General features: G+C 47.9%; 15 protein-coding genes. 3 read left to right on the top strand and 12 right to left on the bottom strand.

Features of this window, described 5'->3' with window-relative positions; all coding sequences use genetic code 11:
* From GV030_RS06150 to GV030_RS06130, 5 genes are all read right to left on the bottom strand, one after another.
* Positions 1–762: an SDR family oxidoreductase gene (locus tag GV030_RS06150; protein WP_159580830.1), complete on the bottom strand. Its 762-nt coding sequence runs from the start codon at positions 760–762 to the stop codon at positions 1–3.
* A gap of 126 nt (positions 763–888) precedes the next feature.
* On the bottom strand, positions 889–1,653 hold the full coding sequence (locus tag GV030_RS06145; protein ID WP_159580828.1) for a TlpA disulfide reductase family protein: 765 nt from the start codon (positions 1,651–1,653) through the stop codon (positions 889–891).
* Between the two features lie 60 nt (positions 1,654–1,713).
* Positions 1,714–2,199 carry a hypothetical protein gene (locus GV030_RS06140; protein ID WP_159580826.1) on the bottom strand — a complete coding sequence of 162 codons (486 nt, stop codon included), beginning with the start codon at positions 2,197–2,199 and terminating at the stop codon, positions 1,714–1,716.
* A 69-nt stretch (positions 2,200–2,268) separates the two neighbouring features.
* Positions 2,269–2,850, bottom strand: a complete 582-nt coding sequence (locus GV030_RS06135; protein ID WP_159580824.1) for a YdeI family protein — start codon at positions 2,848–2,850, stop codon at positions 2,269–2,271.
* A 49-nt stretch (positions 2,851–2,899) separates the two neighbouring features.
* Complete coding sequence (locus tag GV030_RS06130) at positions 2,900–3,445, bottom strand: dihydrofolate reductase family protein (RefSeq protein ID WP_159580822.1); 546 nt, start codon at positions 3,443–3,445, stop codon at positions 2,900–2,902.
* A gap of 556 nt (positions 3,446–4,001) precedes the next feature.
* Here GV030_RS06130 and GV030_RS06125 point away from each other — a divergent pair.
* Complete coding sequence (locus GV030_RS06125) at positions 4,002–5,144, top strand: N(5)-(carboxyethyl)ornithine synthase (protein ID WP_159580820.1); 1,143 nt, start codon at positions 4,002–4,004, stop codon at positions 5,142–5,144.
* Between the two features lie 30 nt (positions 5,145–5,174).
* Here GV030_RS06125 and GV030_RS06120 read toward each other — a convergent pair whose 3' ends face one another.
* The 5 genes from GV030_RS06120 to GV030_RS06100 all read right to left on the bottom strand — a co-directional run bounded on the left by GV030_RS06120 (position 5,175) and on the right by GV030_RS06100 (position 11,548).
* Positions 5,175–5,477 (bottom strand): hypothetical protein, encoded by a 303-nt coding sequence (locus tag GV030_RS06120; protein ID WP_159580818.1) that lies wholly within the window; start codon positions 5,475–5,477, stop codon positions 5,175–5,177.
* Between the two features lie 57 nt (positions 5,478–5,534).
* The gene (locus GV030_RS06115; RefSeq protein WP_159580816.1) at positions 5,535–6,422 is read right to left on the bottom strand and encodes an HNH endonuclease; all 888 of its coding nucleotides are present in this window, start codon (positions 6,420–6,422) and stop codon (positions 5,535–5,537) included.
* 87 nt (positions 6,423–6,509) lie between these two features.
* Positions 6,510–8,939, bottom strand: a complete 2,430-nt coding sequence (locus GV030_RS06110; protein WP_159580814.1) for an ABC transporter permease — start codon at positions 8,937–8,939, stop codon at positions 6,510–6,512.
* Between the two features lie 122 nt (positions 8,940–9,061).
* Positions 9,062–9,979, bottom strand: a complete 918-nt coding sequence (locus tag GV030_RS06105; protein WP_159580812.1) for a polysaccharide deacetylase family protein — start codon at positions 9,977–9,979, stop codon at positions 9,062–9,064.
* Between the two features lie 3 nt (positions 9,980–9,982).
* Positions 9,983–11,548 carry a serine hydrolase gene (locus GV030_RS06100; protein WP_159580810.1) on the bottom strand — a complete coding sequence of 522 codons (1,566 nt, stop codon included), beginning with the start codon at positions 11,546–11,548 and terminating at the stop codon, positions 9,983–9,985.
* Between the two features lie 139 nt (positions 11,549–11,687).
* Here GV030_RS06100 and GV030_RS06095 point away from each other — a divergent pair, with 139 nt between their 5' ends.
* The gene (locus GV030_RS06095) at positions 11,688–13,823 is read left to right on the top strand and encodes a PQQ-binding-like beta-propeller repeat protein (RefSeq protein ID WP_159580808.1); all 2,136 of its coding nucleotides are present in this window, start codon (positions 11,688–11,690) and stop codon (positions 13,821–13,823) included.
* 95 nt (positions 13,824–13,918) lie between these two features.
* Positions 13,919–16,084, top strand: a complete 2,166-nt coding sequence (locus tag GV030_RS06090; protein WP_159580806.1) for a DUF6851 domain-containing protein — start codon at positions 13,919–13,921, stop codon at positions 16,082–16,084.
* 14 nt (positions 16,085–16,098) lie between these two features.
* Here the strand turns inward: GV030_RS06090 and GV030_RS06085 are convergent, their stop codons facing one another.
* Complete coding sequence (locus GV030_RS06085) at positions 16,099–17,364, bottom strand: DUF418 domain-containing protein (protein ID WP_159580804.1); 1,266 nt, start codon at positions 17,362–17,364, stop codon at positions 16,099–16,101.
* A 153-nt stretch (positions 17,365–17,517) separates the two neighbouring features.
* Positions 17,518–18,030, bottom strand: coding sequence for a GNAT family N-acetyltransferase (locus tag GV030_RS06080; protein WP_159580802.1), 513 nt, complete (start codon positions 18,028–18,030; stop codon positions 17,518–17,520).
* Positions 18,031–18,073: the final 43 nt, after the last annotated feature.

The raw sequence follows: 18,073 nt of genomic DNA, 5'->3' as shown, positions 1-18,073 counted from the left end.
TTAAACTAATGTTCCTCCAGAGGCTTCTATACGCTGAGCATTGACCCAGTGGGCATCCTCACTACAGAGAAAAGCAACTACTCCACCTATGTCTTCAGGCTCACCCACACGACCCAGGGCAGTGACACTGGATACGATTTTCCTCTTCTGCTCATTGGTTTTGTTGGTACCATTGCCAAAGTCTGTGGCTACAGCCCCAGGAGCTACTACATTGGCTGTGATACCTCTGTGACCCAGCTCTTTGGCAAGGTAGCGTGTAAAAACCTCAATTGCGCCCTTCATAGAGGCATAGGCAGATGAATTAGGGAAAGTGAATCGAGCCAAACCAGATGAAATATTGATGATACTGCCCCCGTTATTGAGCAAGGGTAAGGCTTTTTGGGTAAGAAAATAAACTCCTTTCAGGTGGATGTTCATCATTTCGTCAAATTGCTCTTCAGTTGTCTCACTGAATGGCTGATAGATGCCTGTTCCGGCATTGTTGACCAGGTAATCAAAGTGGGCACTCCCTGTTTTATGGATCAGGTAGTCGGATAGTTGCTTGTAGAAAACATCAAAGCCTTTTGTGTTGCTACTGTCTAGCTGTAGCGCATACCCTGAGCTACCAGCTTTTTCTATTTCGGCCACTACTGCTTCGGCGGCCGCTTGATTGGAGTGATAGGTGATCACCACATCTAGTCCTCTTCTGGCTATTTTGATGGCCATGTCCCTGCCCAGTCCTCTACTGCCACCTGTTATCAGGGCTATTTTTCTCTTTGTCATTGTGCTGTGTTTTGGTTTTACAGATTTTCCTGACACAAAGGTTCTGTTCCATGGCCAACTGTCTGTATCAAAATCTGATATTGTTGTAACCGAAACAGGGTTTTATGGTTTGTTATTGATCTGTTTTCATTGGACTAAGGTTTCTAACCTTTCATCAATGACCAGAAACGTACCTTCTGATAATCCAGCGAGTGCAGTATCAAAATGTTGGTTATTCAGAATGATGTTTGTGGGGTACCCCTCGATATAGGAAAAATTACTTTTGAGCGACTTATTTAAAATCACCACAGGCCACTGGAGATTCTTCCTTCTCAAGTGCTCCCGTGTTTTGCGTTCGTTGCTGTTGGAGAGTGATATGAATTGAATATTAGGGTTTTCCTTATATTTTTCATAGAGCTGATTCAGTTTGGTTCTTTCTAACTCGCAGGGCTGGCAACCTACAAACCAGAAGTTGAAATACACCGTCTTGTTCTTAAATTGCTCTGTGGTGTAGTGGTTTCCGTTCAGGTCAACCATTTCAAGATCAGGGAATTTCTGCCCGATCAGACTGTGAATGCTAGCCCTGTTCAGAACGATTCTTTTTCGCATCATTTTTTCATCATCACTGGCCTTTTTGAACTTCCAGCTTATGGTGTGGGCAGCGCTATCTATTTCTATATACTCAGAATAATTACCATCCAGCTTCATGATTCGGTAGGTCAAAGGAGCGGATGACGTGGTTAGTTTGTACCCCAGGGTGTCATAAAGGTATTGGTCACATGAATCAATAAACTTTTTCTGCTCAGGAGTCAGTGCGGAGGGGTTCCAGGTCGTGGTATGCGTTTGAGCAAAGCAGTCAAGGTTAAGCCCGGGACATAGCAAAATAAAGAGGAAGAGGAGGATTGTTTTCATAGCGAGGAGGCAATGTTGGGAGTGTGGTTTCTAGTTTACTGTGATGCTTTGTCCGGGAATTTAGTCACTGATACCCTCCATATTATCCAGAAGGACTCCATAGTCGTATTGCAGGTCTGCGTCAAGGGTGCTTACCTTCTTTCTGATCATGGTGAGTTGGCGATCATACAGGTTTTGCAAAGTGACGTTCCTGCTAATGGACGGGCTCATTTCTTTCAGACTGGAGCAAAAGTAGATCAGCAGTTCCACCTCTGTGGTTTTGTGTGGGGAGTACCGGATGTATTTTTTGACCGTGCGCAGGATTTTGCGCACGCTTTTCTTAATGAAGTAGTAGCTCGTGATATTTATTTCCTCAAACTGGTCGTCCATCTCCGTTTTCACGCTTTGAATGTAGCTCTCCTCATCAGCAGCTTCATAGAGCAGATAGGTGAGTAATTCTTTGTTCTCCTTTTTAAACTTGGACAGACGTAGACAAAGCTCAGAAAGCTCCTCTGTGGTTTTGGTCTTTAGCTCCCTCTTGATTTCGCTTACTGTAGCGGCCTTCATGTTTGATGCTCTTTGATAAATTAAACGACCAAGTTAAATGAACCTTTCGTGAGTATTCCTAAGATGGTGTTATCTCAATGGTTTCGGCTTAAGCTTTCGCCCGGCACTTTCCACTGTTTCTTTGATTCTTTGCAGTCTGGTCTCGGGTCGTTTGGCCAGCACCAGCCATGCTAAGATGTTCTTTTTTGCCGATTTGCTTAAACTCAGAAAGAAGTCCTTAGAGCCAGGTGTGGTTTTGAATGCCACCTCCAGGTCATCAGGAATGATAAGGGCCTCCACAGTATCCAAAATACTCCACGAACCATTTTGCTTGGCGATTTTGATGCTTTCCAGTCCGGCACTGGTCATGCGGCCATCGGCGATCAGCTTTTCCACCTTTTCTTTATTCACTTTTGACCAGGTACTATTGGCTTTTCGCTTGCCAAAGTACTGCATGTACTTTTCTTCGTCTATCGGCCGTCTGGTGCTGTCTATCCATCCAAAACAAAGCGCTTCGTCCACGGCTTCACTCCACGAGACGGAGGGCATGTCGGAGTTTTTCTTGTACTGAATGAGCCATACAGATTGTTTTTTGGTGTGATTTTGCTGGAGCCAATCTCTCCATTCCTGGGTACTCAGCACATGGAGCGACTCACTTTCTTTTTTTGCCATTTCAAATCCAATCAACCAGCCCGGAAATTGCGGGTACTTCTTTTAAGACTTATATTTTATTCTCGTAATCAATGCGATAGGTCATGATCTGCAGACCATTTTCGTAAGGCACAGTGTCCAGGAGAACCAGGCCGTACTTCTGAGTGGACTCACCAAAAATCCTTATGCCCTGTCCCAAAATTAATGGGTTCAACTTCAGTTTGAGGATGTTAATTTTTTGGTGATCTAAAAGCCAACCGGCAAACACTCCACCTCCACATAGATAAATGTCCGTACCAGCCTCTTTCTGTATTTTCTCAATCTCTGCCAGGTCAATGTTCTTCACCTGCACTTGTGGATCTGCACTTTCAAATGTCAGGGTATTTGAAAAGATCAGGTGCTTCATATGGGGATAGGCCGGCTGCCCTGGCTGGAGTCCATACTGATAGCCGAATTCATAGGTGTTTTTGCCCATGATGACCGTATCATAGCTGGCCAGGTCTGCCCGATACTGATCCACCCCGTTACCACTTTGTACAAAACCCCCAATGTCTTCATTGGGGCCGGATATAAATCCGTCTATGGAGCTGGCCACGTAATAAACGATCTGTCTCATGATACTTTTGTTGATTCCCTTAGGTACTAAAATAGCGGAATCGACCTAGAAGCACAACCAAGGGGCTGAGGTGATTGCTGGCCTTCATTTCCCGCACAGGGGGGAATCGCATTACGAATCCTGTTTTGTGATGAAAAAGCAAGAGCAGTCCACGGAGGATTGCTTCGTACCCGATAGCCATCGGGACTCGCAATGACGATACTGCGGGAATCTGGCATGACGGGTGTATGCCACAAACAAAAGAGAGGGGAGTCGAATAATAGTGATCACTCCGGCAATGGCTAAGAGCCTCTATGTAGGCTTAGTGCTGACCTGACCACCCATGAAATAGAATCTGAGCATGCCAGTTTAATAAATGGTACCTTTGGAGTGGAATCTTTTCAATTCTATTTCATCCCTTTCAGGAATCCTTCCGTCTTTTTTACGAAATCTTTCCGGTATTGAATTTTGGCGATCCAGTTTTGATGTGCGAATCGCCAACACTTCCAAAGAATCAGCATCTCAGTGGATTTACGGTCTGTCACATCTATTGATGGGCCCTATAAAGCGACAAATTATGAGCATGACAGATATGGGTGTGATTGGCACCTCTAAAAAAGCCGATGAACGCAGGGTACCGATCCACCCGGAACATTTACTACGGTTACCGGAGGAAGTAAGAAAGCACCTCATTTTTGAAAAAGGCTATGGAGAGTCGTTTGGTATAGATGATCAGGAGATGGCGTCTCTTTCCGGAGGGCTCGCTTCCAGAAAGGAGCTACTAGGCGAAATAGGCAATGTGATAATAGCCAAGCCTGTGATCTCCGACTTGCAGGAACTACGTGAAGGAGGCGTGATCTGGGGATACCCGCATTGTGCACAGCAAAGCGCCATTACCCAGTGTGCCATCGATCGTAAGTTGACCCTGATTGCTTTCGAGGATATGTTTGTATGGTCGCCGGCAGGCCTGCAGGGGCGGCATACTTTTTACAAAAACAATGAAATGGCCGGCTACTGTGCGGTGATTCATGCCTTGCAGCTAAAAGGAATTGATGGACATTACGGCAATCAGCGGAAAGTGATCATTTTTAGCTTTGGGGCAGTAAGCCGCGGAGCCATCTATGCACTGAAGGCGCATGGCTTTAGGGACATCACCATTTGTATTCAGCGGCCTGACCATGAGGTGCGCGAGGAAATTCTGGATGTGAACTACACACGGATCAGGAAGGGGCGTGCAGGTGAGCCGCGCATGTTACTGGTGGAGCACGACGGCTCTGAACGGCCTTTGTCGGAGCTGATCCACGAATCAGATATCATCATCAATGGCACCTATCAGGACACCAATGACCCGATCGATTTTATCATTGAAGAGGAGCAAGCGATATTGAAGAAAGGGTGTCTGATCATAGACGTGAGCTGCGACGAGGGGATGGGCTTTTACTTTGCCAAACCTACCACTTTCAAAGAGCCGATGTTCGCAGTGGGTAGTGCGGATTACTATGCTGTAGACCATACTCCCAGCTATTTGTGGGAGAGTGCATCCAGGTCCATCTCTGCTGCGCTCATCGTACACCTCCCCACGGTGTTGAGCGGACCGGCTGCCTGGAAAGCCAATGAAACCATTCATCAGGCCATTAATATTGATCAGGGGGTGATCCAAAAAGATTCCATTCTCAGGTTTCAAAACCGGGCGCTTCCATATCCACATTTGATGGGTTGAAAGATGATTCGTGTTTTTTTACGTCAGGCATTATCCGTCTGTGGATCGTAGGAGAGTTTTCGGTTTTTCCTGATGGCAATAGCGAGTCACATGGCTTTGTTTTACCCTTCGACGGAGCTCAGGCTGACAAAGCCAAAGCATGCCGACTTCCCGATTGGTCATGGGAGCAGGCTTTCGCAAACTACCGTGTTGATTGTCATCCTTAGCAGCCAGTTGCAAACTGCCGTGTGGAAGGATGGTAAGATAGGTACAAACGACATATAGGATGGCTATCGGAGGATTGCTTCGTCTCCGATTACCATCGGGATACTCGCAATGACGATACCGAGTCATTCCTACACAGATCGTCATTCCCGCGTTGGCGGGAATCGTACTGGATACTTTATTAGTTCATGGCTGTTTACTTTTAATAGAAATGGTTCTTTTATCTCTTTCCATAAAAATCTTGGTTCTATGGTATTCTAAGAAGTCCTTTTTTATTTCTCTAATCGGAATTGAAATTCGTTTCCCATTTATTTCATTCAGGATGTCAATAAGTGGTTTGCTGAGATTTGTATGATCACTGATGGTTACAATTTCGAGTTGATCAGAAATTGTAAAAAACCCTTTGTCAAACAATTTGTCGTATAAGACCGATAGTGAAAGTCCGTTTGTAGGGTCAAGTCTTGTTTCTTTCTTGTCAGCCCAAGGGATAATATGACTTGCGATTAATAGGGATTGTTCCTTGATATTCGATATACAACAGGAATTGTTGAAATTGGCCAGTACCCTTTGCCTAAATTTAGACTGTTTTATGCGCACATTAATTTCCTGTAGTTTATTTTCTATTTCGTAATCATTTGAGCTCTCGTCTGGCCCCTTGCTTTGGAAAAAATATGGATTTGCGAAGTACTCTTTAATATCTATCGTTGTTGGATTATTCGTAACTTTCAGAAGGTGATCTTTTATGGTTCCGACCCATCTTTTACCCGTGTAGGTTGTTTTTTTGTCATTGGAATAAAACTCTTCTTTAAAAAGGCCTTTGATTACCTTAAATGGTAAAACATAGTAATCGGTGTCTTTCTCTTTACTGGAGTAGAGAATCAGGTTGAAGTCATCTCCAAATGATTTTATAAAGTGATCTATTAGTTTTTTGCTACTTATGGCAAACCAATAATTAAGTTCAGGTTGAGCAATTAAGGTGTAGTTGGTTTCTTTTAATTTGTCAATTTCACTAAATGTCATCTTTAAAAATGGGATAGAGGTGGTGAGATCCCTCCAAAATACGCCATTAACCATTACAAGTCAAGCATTATTTTCAGCGACCCCACAAAGCAAAAAAAAACCGTCGGCAGACGGTTTTTAAAGTTAAGGATATAGGGTAGGCTACTCCTGCCGCAGGCTGTCTATCGGGTTGCTCAGGGAGGCTTTGATGGTCTGAAAGCTGATGGCCAGGCTCCCGATCACTACCACCACCAGGGTGGAGAACACAAAAACCCAGGGCGTGATGGTCAGCCGGTCGGCAAAGTTTTGCAGCCAGTAGTTAATGGCAAAATAGGCCACTGGCCACGAGATGAGCGTAGAGATCACGATCAGTTTCACAAACTCGCTAGAAAGAAGGGTCACCAGGGTGGTGGTACCAGCACCCAGCACCTTGCGGATGCCTATTTCCTTTTTGCGAATGGACGTGGTGTAGGTGATCAGGCCTATGAGCCCAAGACAGGCGATACAGATTGACAGTCCCGCAAATACCAGAAATACCCGTCCGGTGGTAGACTCTGATTTGTACAGGTCGGCATAGTCGTCATCAAAAAAGAAATACTGAAAGGGCTTGTTGTAGGAGTACTTAAACCAGGTCTCTTCCATGTAGGCGAGGGTCTCGCGGATATTTTGGGTGTTGCTGACTTTCACCAGCATAAAACCTTCCCAGTTGCCATGCATCAGGCGCAGCATGGTAGGCTCTATGGGTCGGTGCAGCGACTGGATGTTGTAGTCCTTCACCACCCCGATGATGGGCATCCGCCGGATGGTTCCATCCCGGTCTTTATCAATAAAACTTTTCCCTACGGCTTCCTCCACACTATAGCCCAGGGTACGCGCAGCGGTCTCGTTGATCACCACGGCCGTAGAGTCAGAAGCATACTGTCGGGAGAGCAGGCGACCTGCCACCAGTTCCAGACCCATCAGTTCTGCATACCCAAAGCTTACGGAGTTTTCCATCAGCAGGTAGGGGGAGTCCGGACTGTCTTCGGTCATGTGGGCGTTGTTGTTGTAGCGGTCTTTGCCTGGGAGTGAGGTGGCATTGGCTACCGCCAAAATGTTAGGGTTTTTGAGGAGTTCGGTTTTGCAGGTTTCCAGGTTTTGGCGCAGTACATCTGGCCTTCTGATCACCAGGGTTTGCTCTTTGTCAAAGCCGAGGTTTTTGTTCAGCATAAAATCAATCTGACGGTAGACGACCATGGTGCCAATGATGATCACAATGGACGCTGTGAATTGAATGACCACCAGCAGGTTTCGCAGCCAGCCGGTTTTGGCCCCAGCTTTCACACGGCCTTTGAGCACCTCAGCCGGACGAAAGCCCGCCAGCACAAAGGCCGGATAAAAGCCTGCCATCACACCTATGACAATGGCCAGCCCCAATAGGATGAAAATGCTCAAGTAACTGGAGGTGAGGCTAATCGCCAGTTCTTTGTTGATGAGGTTTTCAAACTGCCCGGTGAGCAGTGCAACCAGGAGTGCGGCGATCAGGGTGGCAGCTATGGCAATAAGGATCGACTCAAAAATGAACTGATAGATGAGTGCTTGTCGGTCTGACCCCATGACCTTTCGGATGCCCACTTCCTTGGACCGGGCAGCGGACTGTGCCGTAGCCAGGTTCACGAAGTTGATAATGGCGATGAAGAGCAGAATAAAGGCAATGAGGGTGTAGATATAAATGTAGGAGATGTGACTGTTGACTTCTAACTCATCTTCCACATTGGAGCGAAGATGAATGTCTGTAATGGGCATCAGGTAATAACCAAAAGAATTACCGGCACTCTCCCAGGCTTCCATGGTAGTACCCAGGTACTGTGCAATCTGTGGACCCACGTATTTTTTGACCACCTCATCCAGTTTGCCTTCAAAGGCTTTATGGTCTGCATTTTCATTCAGTACGATGTAGGTGTACTCATTGTGACTCACCCAATGGTTGTTGTCCCATACTTTGTAAGTGCTTCGGGAGCCCAGCATGTCAAACTTAATGTGTGAATTGTCCGGTACATCGGCCATCACACCAGTCACTTCATAGAAGATCGTGTCTTGCTCTACGGTGATCCTTTTGCCCAGGGCGGGTTCGTTGCCAAAGTATTTTTTGGCGAAGGTCTCTGTCAGCACCATAGATCGGGGCTTTACCAGGGCCGTTTTTGGGTCCCCTTCGATTAGTGGGAAGTCAAACACATCAAAGAAAGAGGAGTCGGCAAAGAGCACTCCATCTTCATTGAATTTTTTATTGCCCTGACCAATGAACCAGGCTCCGCTCTCCTTCACCTGGGTTACTTTGGTAACTTCCGGATAGTCTTGCAGGAGGGCCTGCGCCATGGGTGATGCCGTGACGGCCATGTTCAGGTTTTGGCCCATCATCTGTCCGCGCACCTGCACCCGATAGGTGTTTTCATGCTGCGAATGAAAACGGTCGTAGCTCAGCTCATTGATGATGTAGAGGGAGATGAAGATAAAGCTGGTGATACCAATGGCCAGCCCACCCATGTTGAGGATAAAGTAGCTCTTGTGTTTGAGGAGGTTTCTGAGCGCAGTGATGTAATAGTTTCGTAGCATGGTGAGCCTGGTAGTTAGATTAGTTTCTAATTGGGATACTTAGTAGATGCTTTTTCTGGCGAAAAGTTGCATCCACACTCTGTTTTTTTTACGCTACTACCGAAAGGGGGTGACCGCTGGTACTATTTCATCAGTTGATCTTGCACTGCTTTCCAGGTGATCAGCTGGATGTTTTCTTCTTTCAGGATTGCTTTACAAGTATCACTGGTGAAAAAGTCAAAGTCCTGCTGGCGCCAATCGGATCCCCAGTTGGTATGATCCACGGTGATGGCCTGCATTTCAGCATCATCATAGGCCGTGTGCACGAGGATCTCGTTCAGTCCTGGAGAGAGCCCCCGCAACACGGTAGTATAGTATTCTGCCAGGCTTTTTTCATAGTCTTCGGGCCCGGCACCATAGAGTTTGTCCAGTGATACCATTTCGGGAAAGTCCAGCTCCGGGTAGCGTGCTTTCAGTTTCTTCACATCCACCCCGATCGGGAGCTTATATTCCTGACTGATTTTTAAAAGAACCTGCACGAAATCTGCACGGCGGTAGGCCGTCATCATGTGTGCGTCTATGTGCGTGGGCGTGATGCCAGAAGCGATGGCCCGGTCTATTTGAGCCCTCATTTCCTGCTCCATTTCCTGGATGTCAGCATTTTCGGCGACCCATTGTCCATTGTCAGGGAAGAAGCCGCTTGTTTCAAGCAGGGAAGCGACTTGAGATGGATCACTCACGGCTCCCCATTTGTAGTGTTTCCATTCGCTGTTGAGACACAGGTGAATGCCAAAATCCACATCTGGATTGGACTGGGCGTAGGCTGCTACTTCTGAAAACCATGGCGCGGGCACCAAAATGCTTGCGGAGGTGACCATTCCTTTTTCAATGGCTTCAAAGGAGGCCATGTTTTCAGAATGGGAGACACCCAGATCGTCTGCGTGTACAATCAGTAGTTTGGTGTTTTTGTTGTACCCCAACCGCTCCTGGATGGTCTGGGCCTCTGTGCATTGCAGGTGGATGCCCACCAGCAGGAGACTGATCAAAAATGTGTTTTTCATGGCTTATAGCGTTTCTTGTTGTTGTATTACACCCGTGATGGGCGTTCTATTTTCTGAGCCGTCCTGTCGCCCTGCGGCCACACTCCCCAGAAAGGAGAGGGTCACTTTTCCATCCTCATCAAAGCTCAGAGTGATCTCATCCCCGTGGGCCATTTCCAGATATCGGACATTGATCACCATGGTTTTGCTGTCTTTCCAGCCCAGAGTGCCGGCTGTGACAGACCTGATGGGTTGCTGATCCGGGCGCTCAAAGAGGTTGTACCTGTCTAACGCACTCGATTGCCATTCATTTACCCCCAGGATCATGGTGCTTTGGCCGTAGGGCCGGTAGATATCCATAGAGACGTCATTCACACCAAAAGTGAAAGCCAGCGATTCAATGTCAAATTCATTGGGTTCAAGTGCGATCACTTTTCCCTGAAGCAGGCTTGTCATGGGGGAGGAGGTGCTGTAAGTGGGCACCGGTAGGGAGAGTGCTTTCATTTTTGACTGGAGGGCATTCCAGGTCTCGGGATCTTCATCCAGTTCGTCAGGTTTCATTTCCGGAAGGAGGTATTTCCAGATCAGGGTCATGCAGGCTTGCATATCAAAGGTTTCACTGGTGATGGCCACCACGGCATCTTGTTCAGGCATCACAATGCAGTATTGGCCAAAGGCACCATCTCCGCGATAGAGCCCGGCCGGTTTGCATCGCCAAAACTGGTAGCCATAGCCCTGCGACCAGTCGTTATCCCCCTCCTGAGAAGTTACTTGCTTGCTGGTGGCTTCTTCCACCCAGTCTGCCGACAACAGCTGCTCACCTTTCCATTCACCCTTGTTCAGGTATAGGAGCCCCAGTTTGGCAATGTCTTCGGTTTTTACCCTCAGGCCATATCCGCCCACGTTCACACCTTTTGGATCCACCTCCCAGTCCATGCCTGTGATGCCCAGTGGCTCAAACAAACGTGGAGTCAGGTAGGCCTGCACTGTCAGCCCTGTTTTCTGCTGAATAATATTGGAGAGCATATAGGTGGCTCCGGTGTTGTAAAAAAAATGAGTGCCCGGTTCGTGAGTGAGAGGCTGAGCCAAAAAGGCCTTCGGCCAGTTACCGGTGGAGTCGTTTCGCATGGTATTCAGCGTACCTTGAGAGTGGCCGGTATTCATGGTTAGCAGGTTCTTGATGGTCATGGATGCCAGGCGGTCAGATACCTCTGCTGGTAAGTCATTGGGGAAGAAGGAAATCACCGGATCGTTTACCGTAAGCAGGCCTTCCTGCACCGCAAGGCCAACGGCTGTGGAGGTAAAACTTTTACTCAATGAATAGAGTGAATGCTTCAGCTCTTCCCGGTAAGGGTTCCACCAACCTTCTGCTACCACTTGCCCATGCCGAATGATCATGATGCTGTGGAAACCCAGATTACTCTGATTCATCGAATCTATTAAGGTACTAATGGCCAGAGAAGAGATGCCCTCAGCCTCAGGAGTGCTCCTGGGTAGATCATTAGGTGAAGCATTCTCTGCTACTTTTTGATCATTGCAGCTGGTGAAGATTATCAGGAGAATGAAAAGAGGGGCAAAGTGTTTTCGCATGGATTGAATGTTGGTTGGAGTCAGAAAAACCGGTTTTAAAAAAGTCACCAGAAGTTAGGGAAAAAAATCCTTTGAGTGGCAACGGGTTTAGGAATCGACGGGTATTGTTTACCTTTCCTGAAGGACCAACCTAAAAACGATGAACCGAATAGCGGGAACTTTAATCATCCTGATTTCCCTTTTGGGAGCGGGCTGCAATGACAGTGCTACCATTTCCAGTGATCCGTACAAAGCGTGGGATAACTACCTGGGGGATGCAGGACGAACGCACTATTCTTCCCTTACAGACATCAACCGCGAAAATGTCACGCAGCTACAAAAAGTATGGAGCTACGAGCCTGGAGATGATGACGGCAAGAGCTATAGCCAATGCAACCCACTGATCATTGGGCGTACACTCTTTGCTGCCTCTTCACATTTCAAGGTCTTTGCGTTGGACGCGGCCACGGGAGTAGAGAAATGGAAGTTTGATCCCTTCGAAGGAACCGATAAAAAGGATTTTGCCCGTGGGCTGGCAGCCTGGACGGATGGTACGCAAACACGCATCATCTTCACCGCTGATAAGTACCTCTATGCCCTGAACGCCGAGACGGGTGAACTAGTCACCTCATTTGGTGATGGTGGAAGGATTGATCTGACCAAAGGACTCGATAGGGACATTACTGGTCTTGCTTACCAGTACCACGCCCCGGCTACAGTGTATAAAGACCTTATCCTCATGGGCTCCCTCACAGCGGAAACATTGCCGGCTGCTCCAGGTCACATCAGGGGGTTTGATGCGGTGACTGGCGAGCAGAAATGGATTTTTCATACCATTCCACACCCAGGAGAATATGGCTATGATTCATGGGAAGATACAACTGCTTATCGATTTATCGGTGGAGCCAATAACTGGACGGGCATGACAGTGGATGAAACCCGTGGTATATTGTTTGTGCCCACAGGATCGGCCTCTTATGATTTTTATGGAGCCAATAGGAAGGGAGCTAACCTGTTTGCCAATAGCCTCATTGCCCTCAATGCCAATACCGGTGAGCGCATCTGGCATTTTCAGGCTGTACATCATGATATATGGGACCGTGATTTTCCGGCACCGCCTACTTTGGTCACCGTAAGAAAGGATGGAAAATCAGTAGATGCAGTGGCTCAGATTTCCAAGTCCGGGCACGTGTATGTTTTTAATAGAGAGACGGGTGAGTCACTTTTCCCAATTGAGGAAAAGCCCTATCCACCCTCAGAGCTCCCCGGAGAGGCGGCCTGGCCTACACAACCCCTGCCGACTGAACCGCCGCCATTCTCCAGACAAACATTGACGGAGGATGATTTAAATCCTTATTCGAACCATAAAGAGGAGTTGCTTACCCGGATCAGAGGATATCAGTATGGAGGCCAGTTTATTCCACCAAGCACAGCCGGCACACTCCTCTATCCCGGGTTGGATGGAGGTGGAGAATGGGGTGGCGCAGGTTATGATCCTACCACCGGGATACTCTATGTCAATGGGAATGAAATGGCCTGGATCATCAAGATGATTGAGCTGGACGCTGAGGATCAGGATCCACTTACCATGGGTAAGAATCTGTATCAGGCCAATTGTATGAGTTGCCATGGAGCAGATCTGAGTGGCTCTACCTTTCACGGGGCTGTGCCCGCACTCACCGATGTGAAGTCTCGAATGAAACCTCAGGAGATGGCTGAGAGAATCCGCAAAGGGAAAGGTAGTATGCCCGCATTCAGCTATCTGGAAGAGGATCAGGTCACAGCCCTGATAGACTATCTGCTCAATTGGACCGGCGACCAGGAGGAGGTGGAATCCAATGGCACGAAGAATCTGGAAGCTTTGCAGTATCGCATGGAAGGCTATCAGCGCTTTGTGGACCGTGATGGGTATCCGGCGGTAAAGCCTCCTTGGGGACACTTGAATGCCATAGATCTGAATGATGGGACCATCAAATGGAAAGTGCCATTGGGAGAGTTTGAGGAGTTGACTGCACGGGGAATCCCGAAAACTGGAACCGAAAATTATGGAGGACCCGTGGTGACGGCCGGAGGGTTGATTTTTATTGCCGGAACCAAAGATCCTTTTATCAGGGCATTTGATAAGGAAACCGGTGCCGAACTCTGGAAGGGAAGACTGCCCCGACCCGGACTGGCCACACCCGCCACCTATGAGGTGGATGGCCGACAGTATGTGGTAGTGGCGGCCAGTGGTGGTAAGGACACTCCAGAGAAAGGGGATGAGTATGTGGCGTTTGCTCTGCCAGAGGTCGAGTAAAACCAAAGTTGACTGCCATTAAAGTTTTGCTTTTTTTGCTTGAGCGTAATGAGGGATAATTGTCAGATGTTTGTTTTTGTACACAAGCTTGACCAATGATGAAACTCCTGCTTTGTTATCTACTGCTTGGTGGCCTGCTCGTGAGTACGGCTACTCAAGTGATTGCTCAGCATTCTGTTGCGAGGCAGTGGAATGAGGTGGTTCTGGATGCCATCAGAAAAGATTATGCCAGGCCGACTGTGCATGCCAGAAATCTATTTCATATCTCAGCAGCCATGTATGATGCCTGGGCTGCTTATGAGTTGCAGGCGTCGCCCTACTTTCTCGGACGAATGCATTCTGGTTTTCATATTCCCTTTTCGGGCGTCCATATTCCTGAAAATGTGACTCTGGCACAGGAAGAGGCTATGAGTTATGCAGTCTATAGGTTGCTGGAACATCGTTTTGTCAGGTCACCCGGTATTTTGCTTATCAAAGAGGAAATGGATGCGCTGATGGAGTCATTGGGGTATGACCCATCTGATGAGTCCACAGACTATGTCGATGGTTCTCCCGCTGCATTAGGCAATTACATAGCCAGCCAGATGTTGGCTTTTGGAGATCAGGATGGATCTTTTGAGTCTGCGGGATACAAAAACCAGTTTTACGCACCCGTGAATGAACCGATGGTTCCGGAGCTGGCTGGAGTCCGGAAAATGAGTGACCCCAACCGGTGGCAACCCCTGGCCTTTGGGGCGTTTGTAGATCAATCCGGTCACGTGAGTTATAACATTGTGCCTGAGTTTTTGAGTGCCGAGTGGGGCTACGTGATTCCATTTGCCCTGAACAAGAGTCATTTGTCTATCAAAAGCCGGGACCATCAAACTTACTGGGTTTACCATGACCCTGGAGCTCCGCCAAAACTCGACATTAAAAGCAAGGAAAAAAGTGCCGACTATGTGTGGAGTCATGAAATGGTGGCTTTGTGGTCTGCACACCTCGATCCCACTGACGGAGTGCTCTGGGATATTTCCCCGGGTGCTATTGGAAATCTGGATATCCGGAATTTTCCTGCAACCGTCGATGAAATGAAAACCTTCTATGATGCCCGCGAGGGGGGTGACCACAGTGCAGGTCACCTGGTCAATCCAATTACTCAGCAGCCTTATGTCCCTCAGATGGTGCCACGAGGTGATTATACTCGGGTATTGGCAGAGTTTTGGGCAGATGGTCCCGATTCTGAAACGCCACCCGGACATTGGTTTACCATTCTCAATTACGTGAATGACCACCCCCGGTTTGAGAAAAGATATCAGGGCGAGGGGCCCGTGATGGATGATCTGGAGTGGGATGTTAAGGCCTATTTCACACTGGGAGGAGCGATGCACGATGCGGCCATTGCTTCCTGGGGAATCAAGGGGTATTATGATTATATCCGGCCCATATCGGCCATCAGGTATATGGCTTCTCTGGGGCAGTCATCTGATCAGACCTTGCGAAATTATCATCCGGCGGGGATCAAGCTGGCTCCAGGCAGAGTGGAGGTAGTAAAGGGCAATAACGATCCGCTTTCGGGACAGCAGGGTCAACACATTGGTAAAATCAAACTGTATGCATGGCGCGGACCTACCTTCATTCAAAATCCTGATACCGAGGATGCAGGGGTTGGGTGGATCCTGGCAGAAAACTGGTGGCCATATCAGCGGCCTACCTTTGTGACTCCTCCGTTTGCAGGGTATGTGTCTGGCCACTCTACTTATTCAAGGGCCGGAGCTGAGGTACTTACCTCGCTCACGGGAAGCGCCTTTTTTCCCGGCGGCATGGGTGAGTTTGTGGCTAAGAAAAACGAATTCCTGGTGTTCGAAGAAGGGCCAAGTGTGGATGTGGTCCTGCAATGGGCTACGTATCGGGATGCCAGCGATCAGTGCAGCCTTTCCCGGATATGGGGTGGAATCCACCCGCCAGTAGATGATATTCCCGGGCGCCTGATCGGAGAGAAGGTGGGTAAAAGGGCTTTTGAGGTGGCGAGATCTTATTTTCAGGGAGTGACCCTTGGTGTGAAGCCGACAGAACCCGTGGGCCTGCCCAATCCCGTGAGCCCCATGTCTATTCTGGCCATACCTGCTGGCTGTCAGGAAGTCATTATTTATGATCTCAATGGCAGATTGGTTCGGGTTTTCAGTGAGGGAGAGCCGCTGCAGATGCCCGCACGCGAGGGTATTTATCTCATTAGGCTGCAATATTCCCAACATATGCAGACCATGAAGATGGTGGTTAGATAAGTGAATAGAGGTTGCTAGCTAAAAGCCTTGTAGGTCAGCTTTCGCCAGGCCCTCTCTAACGGACCTTGACTAAAGCGCTTCATCCACCACCAGCTCAAACCCAGTTGTATGACCCAGATCATAACAACAATCAGCAATAGTTCGAATCTGGAATATTCGTTGTACTTGCCCAGGCCATAGCCATAGAATATAAGCCCACAGAGAATGCTCTGAAAAATGTAGTTGGTGAGGGCCATTTTTCCGGCGGTGGATATGATTTTGAACTTGCTGTTTTTGAGCCACTTTTGATAGAGCCCATTGAATACCAGAATGTATGCCAATCCGAGCGTTTCCTTAGGGAAAGTGAAAAGCCAACCTTCCCAGATGTTAGTGACAGGATGGTAGTAATCATACGTCCAGTGCTGATAGCGATGGTAATTGATGACAAGGGCCAGTATCAGGATGGTGATGGTAAGTGGCCAATAGTACCTGGCAGACCGGTAGTCTTTGAAAATCCCCGATTTATATAAGAGGATGCCCAAAATCATCATAATCAGGGTACGGAATAAGATGCCCTGATAGAGGATGGCACCTTTGTGAACACGTGTATGTTCCGCATTGGCCACCCAGCTTTCCAGAAGGGTCTGTCGAGGAGTTTCATCCACTTTCATCTCTGACTTTCCCTCTGTGGTCTTCCTGACCCATTGGTCAATGGTGCGCTGTTCATCGGCTGTTCGTTCATCCTCACTTTTCTCAATGGCCTTTTCATAAGAAAGAAATGAGTTTTGGGTACGGAGGGTACGTTGATAGTCATTGAAAAGCAGAATGGCAATGGGTATACACAGTACCATAAGCAACTGTCTGATGGTGAAGGAGCGGAAAGGGAAGATCAGGAAGCCGCAAACTGCATAATGGTACAGCACATCTCCATCCCAGATCATGTAAGCATGAATCACCCCTATCACAAATAGCCAGAGTAATCTCCGCGCATATATGTCGAGGGCCTTGAGCCCGAGTCCTTTGGCTTCCAGCCTTTCCAGGAAAACATAAAAACCCACACCGAAGAGAAGGGTAAACATGCTGAAGAATTTCCCCTGAGCCAGAAAATACACCCAGAAACGAACTGTATGATCCTCAGGTCCACTGAATCCATTTTTGAAAGGACTCCAGGGGTCCGGGTAGGAGAAACTCTCGATGTTCATCACCAGGATTCCGAGAATGGCAATACCTCTCAGGAAATCCAATGTACCGATCCGCTCTGCTGAGGAGGTAGGGGCCGGACTTGGGAGGGGTTGGGACATAGGCTGTTTATGATTTGGTTGGTTGCGAATGACTCGGTGGAGAAAGTTACCCGAAGGTCTAATAAAGTGCCAGTTTATGCGGGAGAAAAATGTAAGACCTGGAATTTGCGATCCAAGGTTTGGTCAAGGCACTTTCCTGTTAAAGCACTAGAATCAGCTGGGTTGAGTAGAGTACAAATACAGTGTTTTGCCTATTTCTGCTGATTGAATGGTGCCTTGTTTGATCAGACCTAGTTTCTCGAGGAGGCGTTGGGATCGGATGTTTTCCAATGAAGTGATCCCCAGGACAAGCTCCAGGTTCAACGTATGGAGGCCATAGTCGAGTATTTTTGTGGCCGCCTCCGAAGTATAGCCCATTCCCTCATATGCTGGCAGTACCGCAAACCCAATGTCCGGAGCGTCCAGGTAGTCCCTTTTCACAAAACCACACATGCCGATGGGTGCGAGGGTGGAGGTGAGGACCATCTTATAGAGGCCATAGCCATTCTCTTTGTAGCTGGTGAGGTAATTGGTTTCAATGTATGCAGTGGCATCCGCTATGCTTTTGATGGATCGGTCACCAATGTATTGGATCCAAGTGGGGGTGTTCATCAGCTCAAAAATAAACGCACTGTCGTTCAGGGTTACTTTTTCGATAGAGAGGCGGGGGGTGGTGAGAATGGCCATGGTACTCAGCTCTGTATGAATGATTTCTTAAAACAATCCATTA

Source organism: Marinoscillum sp. 108 (genome assembly GCF_902506655.1).
Lineage (GTDB): Bacteria > Bacteroidota > Bacteroidia > Cytophagales > Cyclobacteriaceae > Marinoscillum > Marinoscillum luteum.
The sequence above is the reverse complement of the archived record's forward strand: the minus strand, read 5'-3'. Positions and strand labels throughout refer to the sequence as shown.

Excerpts from the sequence above, each read along its gene's own strand:
- GV030_RS06120 (WP_159580818.1), bottom strand. The coding sequence starts at position 5,477 with ATGACTCGGTATCGTCATTGCGAGTATCCCGATGGTAATCGGAGACGA.
- GV030_RS06110 (WP_159580814.1), bottom strand. The coding sequence starts at position 8,939 with ATGCTACGAAACTATTACATCACTGCGCTCAGAAACCTCCTCAAACAC.
- GV030_RS06115 (WP_159580816.1), bottom strand. The coding sequence starts at position 6,422 with ATGGTTAATGGCGTATTTTGGAGGGATCTCACCACCTCTATCCCATTT.
- GV030_RS06100 (WP_159580810.1), bottom strand. The coding sequence starts at position 11,548 with ATGCGAAAACACTTTGCCCCTCTTTTCATTCTCCTGATAATCTTCACC.
- GV030_RS06130 (WP_159580822.1), bottom strand. The coding sequence starts at position 3,445 with ATGAGACAGATCGTTTATTACGTGGCCAGCTCCATAGACGGATTTATA.
- GV030_RS06125 (WP_159580820.1), top strand. The coding sequence starts at position 4,002 with ATGAGCATGACAGATATGGGTGTGATTGGCACCTCTAAAAAAGCCGAT.
- GV030_RS06150 (WP_159580830.1), bottom strand. The coding sequence starts at position 762 with ATGACAAAGAGAAAAATAGCCCTGATAACAGGTGGCAGTAGAGGACTG.
- GV030_RS06145 (WP_159580828.1), bottom strand. The coding sequence starts at position 1,653 with ATGAAAACAATCCTCCTCTTCCTCTTTATTTTGCTATGTCCCGGGCTT.
- GV030_RS06080 (WP_159580802.1), bottom strand. The coding sequence starts at position 18,030 with ATGGCCATTCTCACCACCCCCCGCCTCTCTATCGAAAAAGTAACCCTG.
- GV030_RS06140 (WP_159580826.1), bottom strand. The coding sequence starts at position 2,199 with ATGAAGGCCGCTACAGTAAGCGAAATCAAGAGGGAGCTAAAGACCAAA.
- GV030_RS06135 (WP_159580824.1), bottom strand. The coding sequence starts at position 2,850 with ATGGCAAAAAAAGAAAGTGAGTCGCTCCATGTGCTGAGTACCCAGGAA.
- GV030_RS06090 (WP_159580806.1), top strand. The coding sequence starts at position 13,919 with ATGATGAAACTCCTGCTTTGTTATCTACTGCTTGGTGGCCTGCTCGTG.
- GV030_RS06095 (WP_159580808.1), top strand. The coding sequence starts at position 11,688 with ATGAACCGAATAGCGGGAACTTTAATCATCCTGATTTCCCTTTTGGGA.
- GV030_RS06085 (WP_159580804.1), bottom strand. The coding sequence starts at position 17,364 with ATGTCCCAACCCCTCCCAAGTCCGGCCCCTACCTCCTCAGCAGAGCGG.
- GV030_RS06105 (WP_159580812.1), bottom strand. The coding sequence starts at position 9,979 with ATGAAAAACACATTTTTGATCAGTCTCCTGCTGGTGGGCATCCACCTG.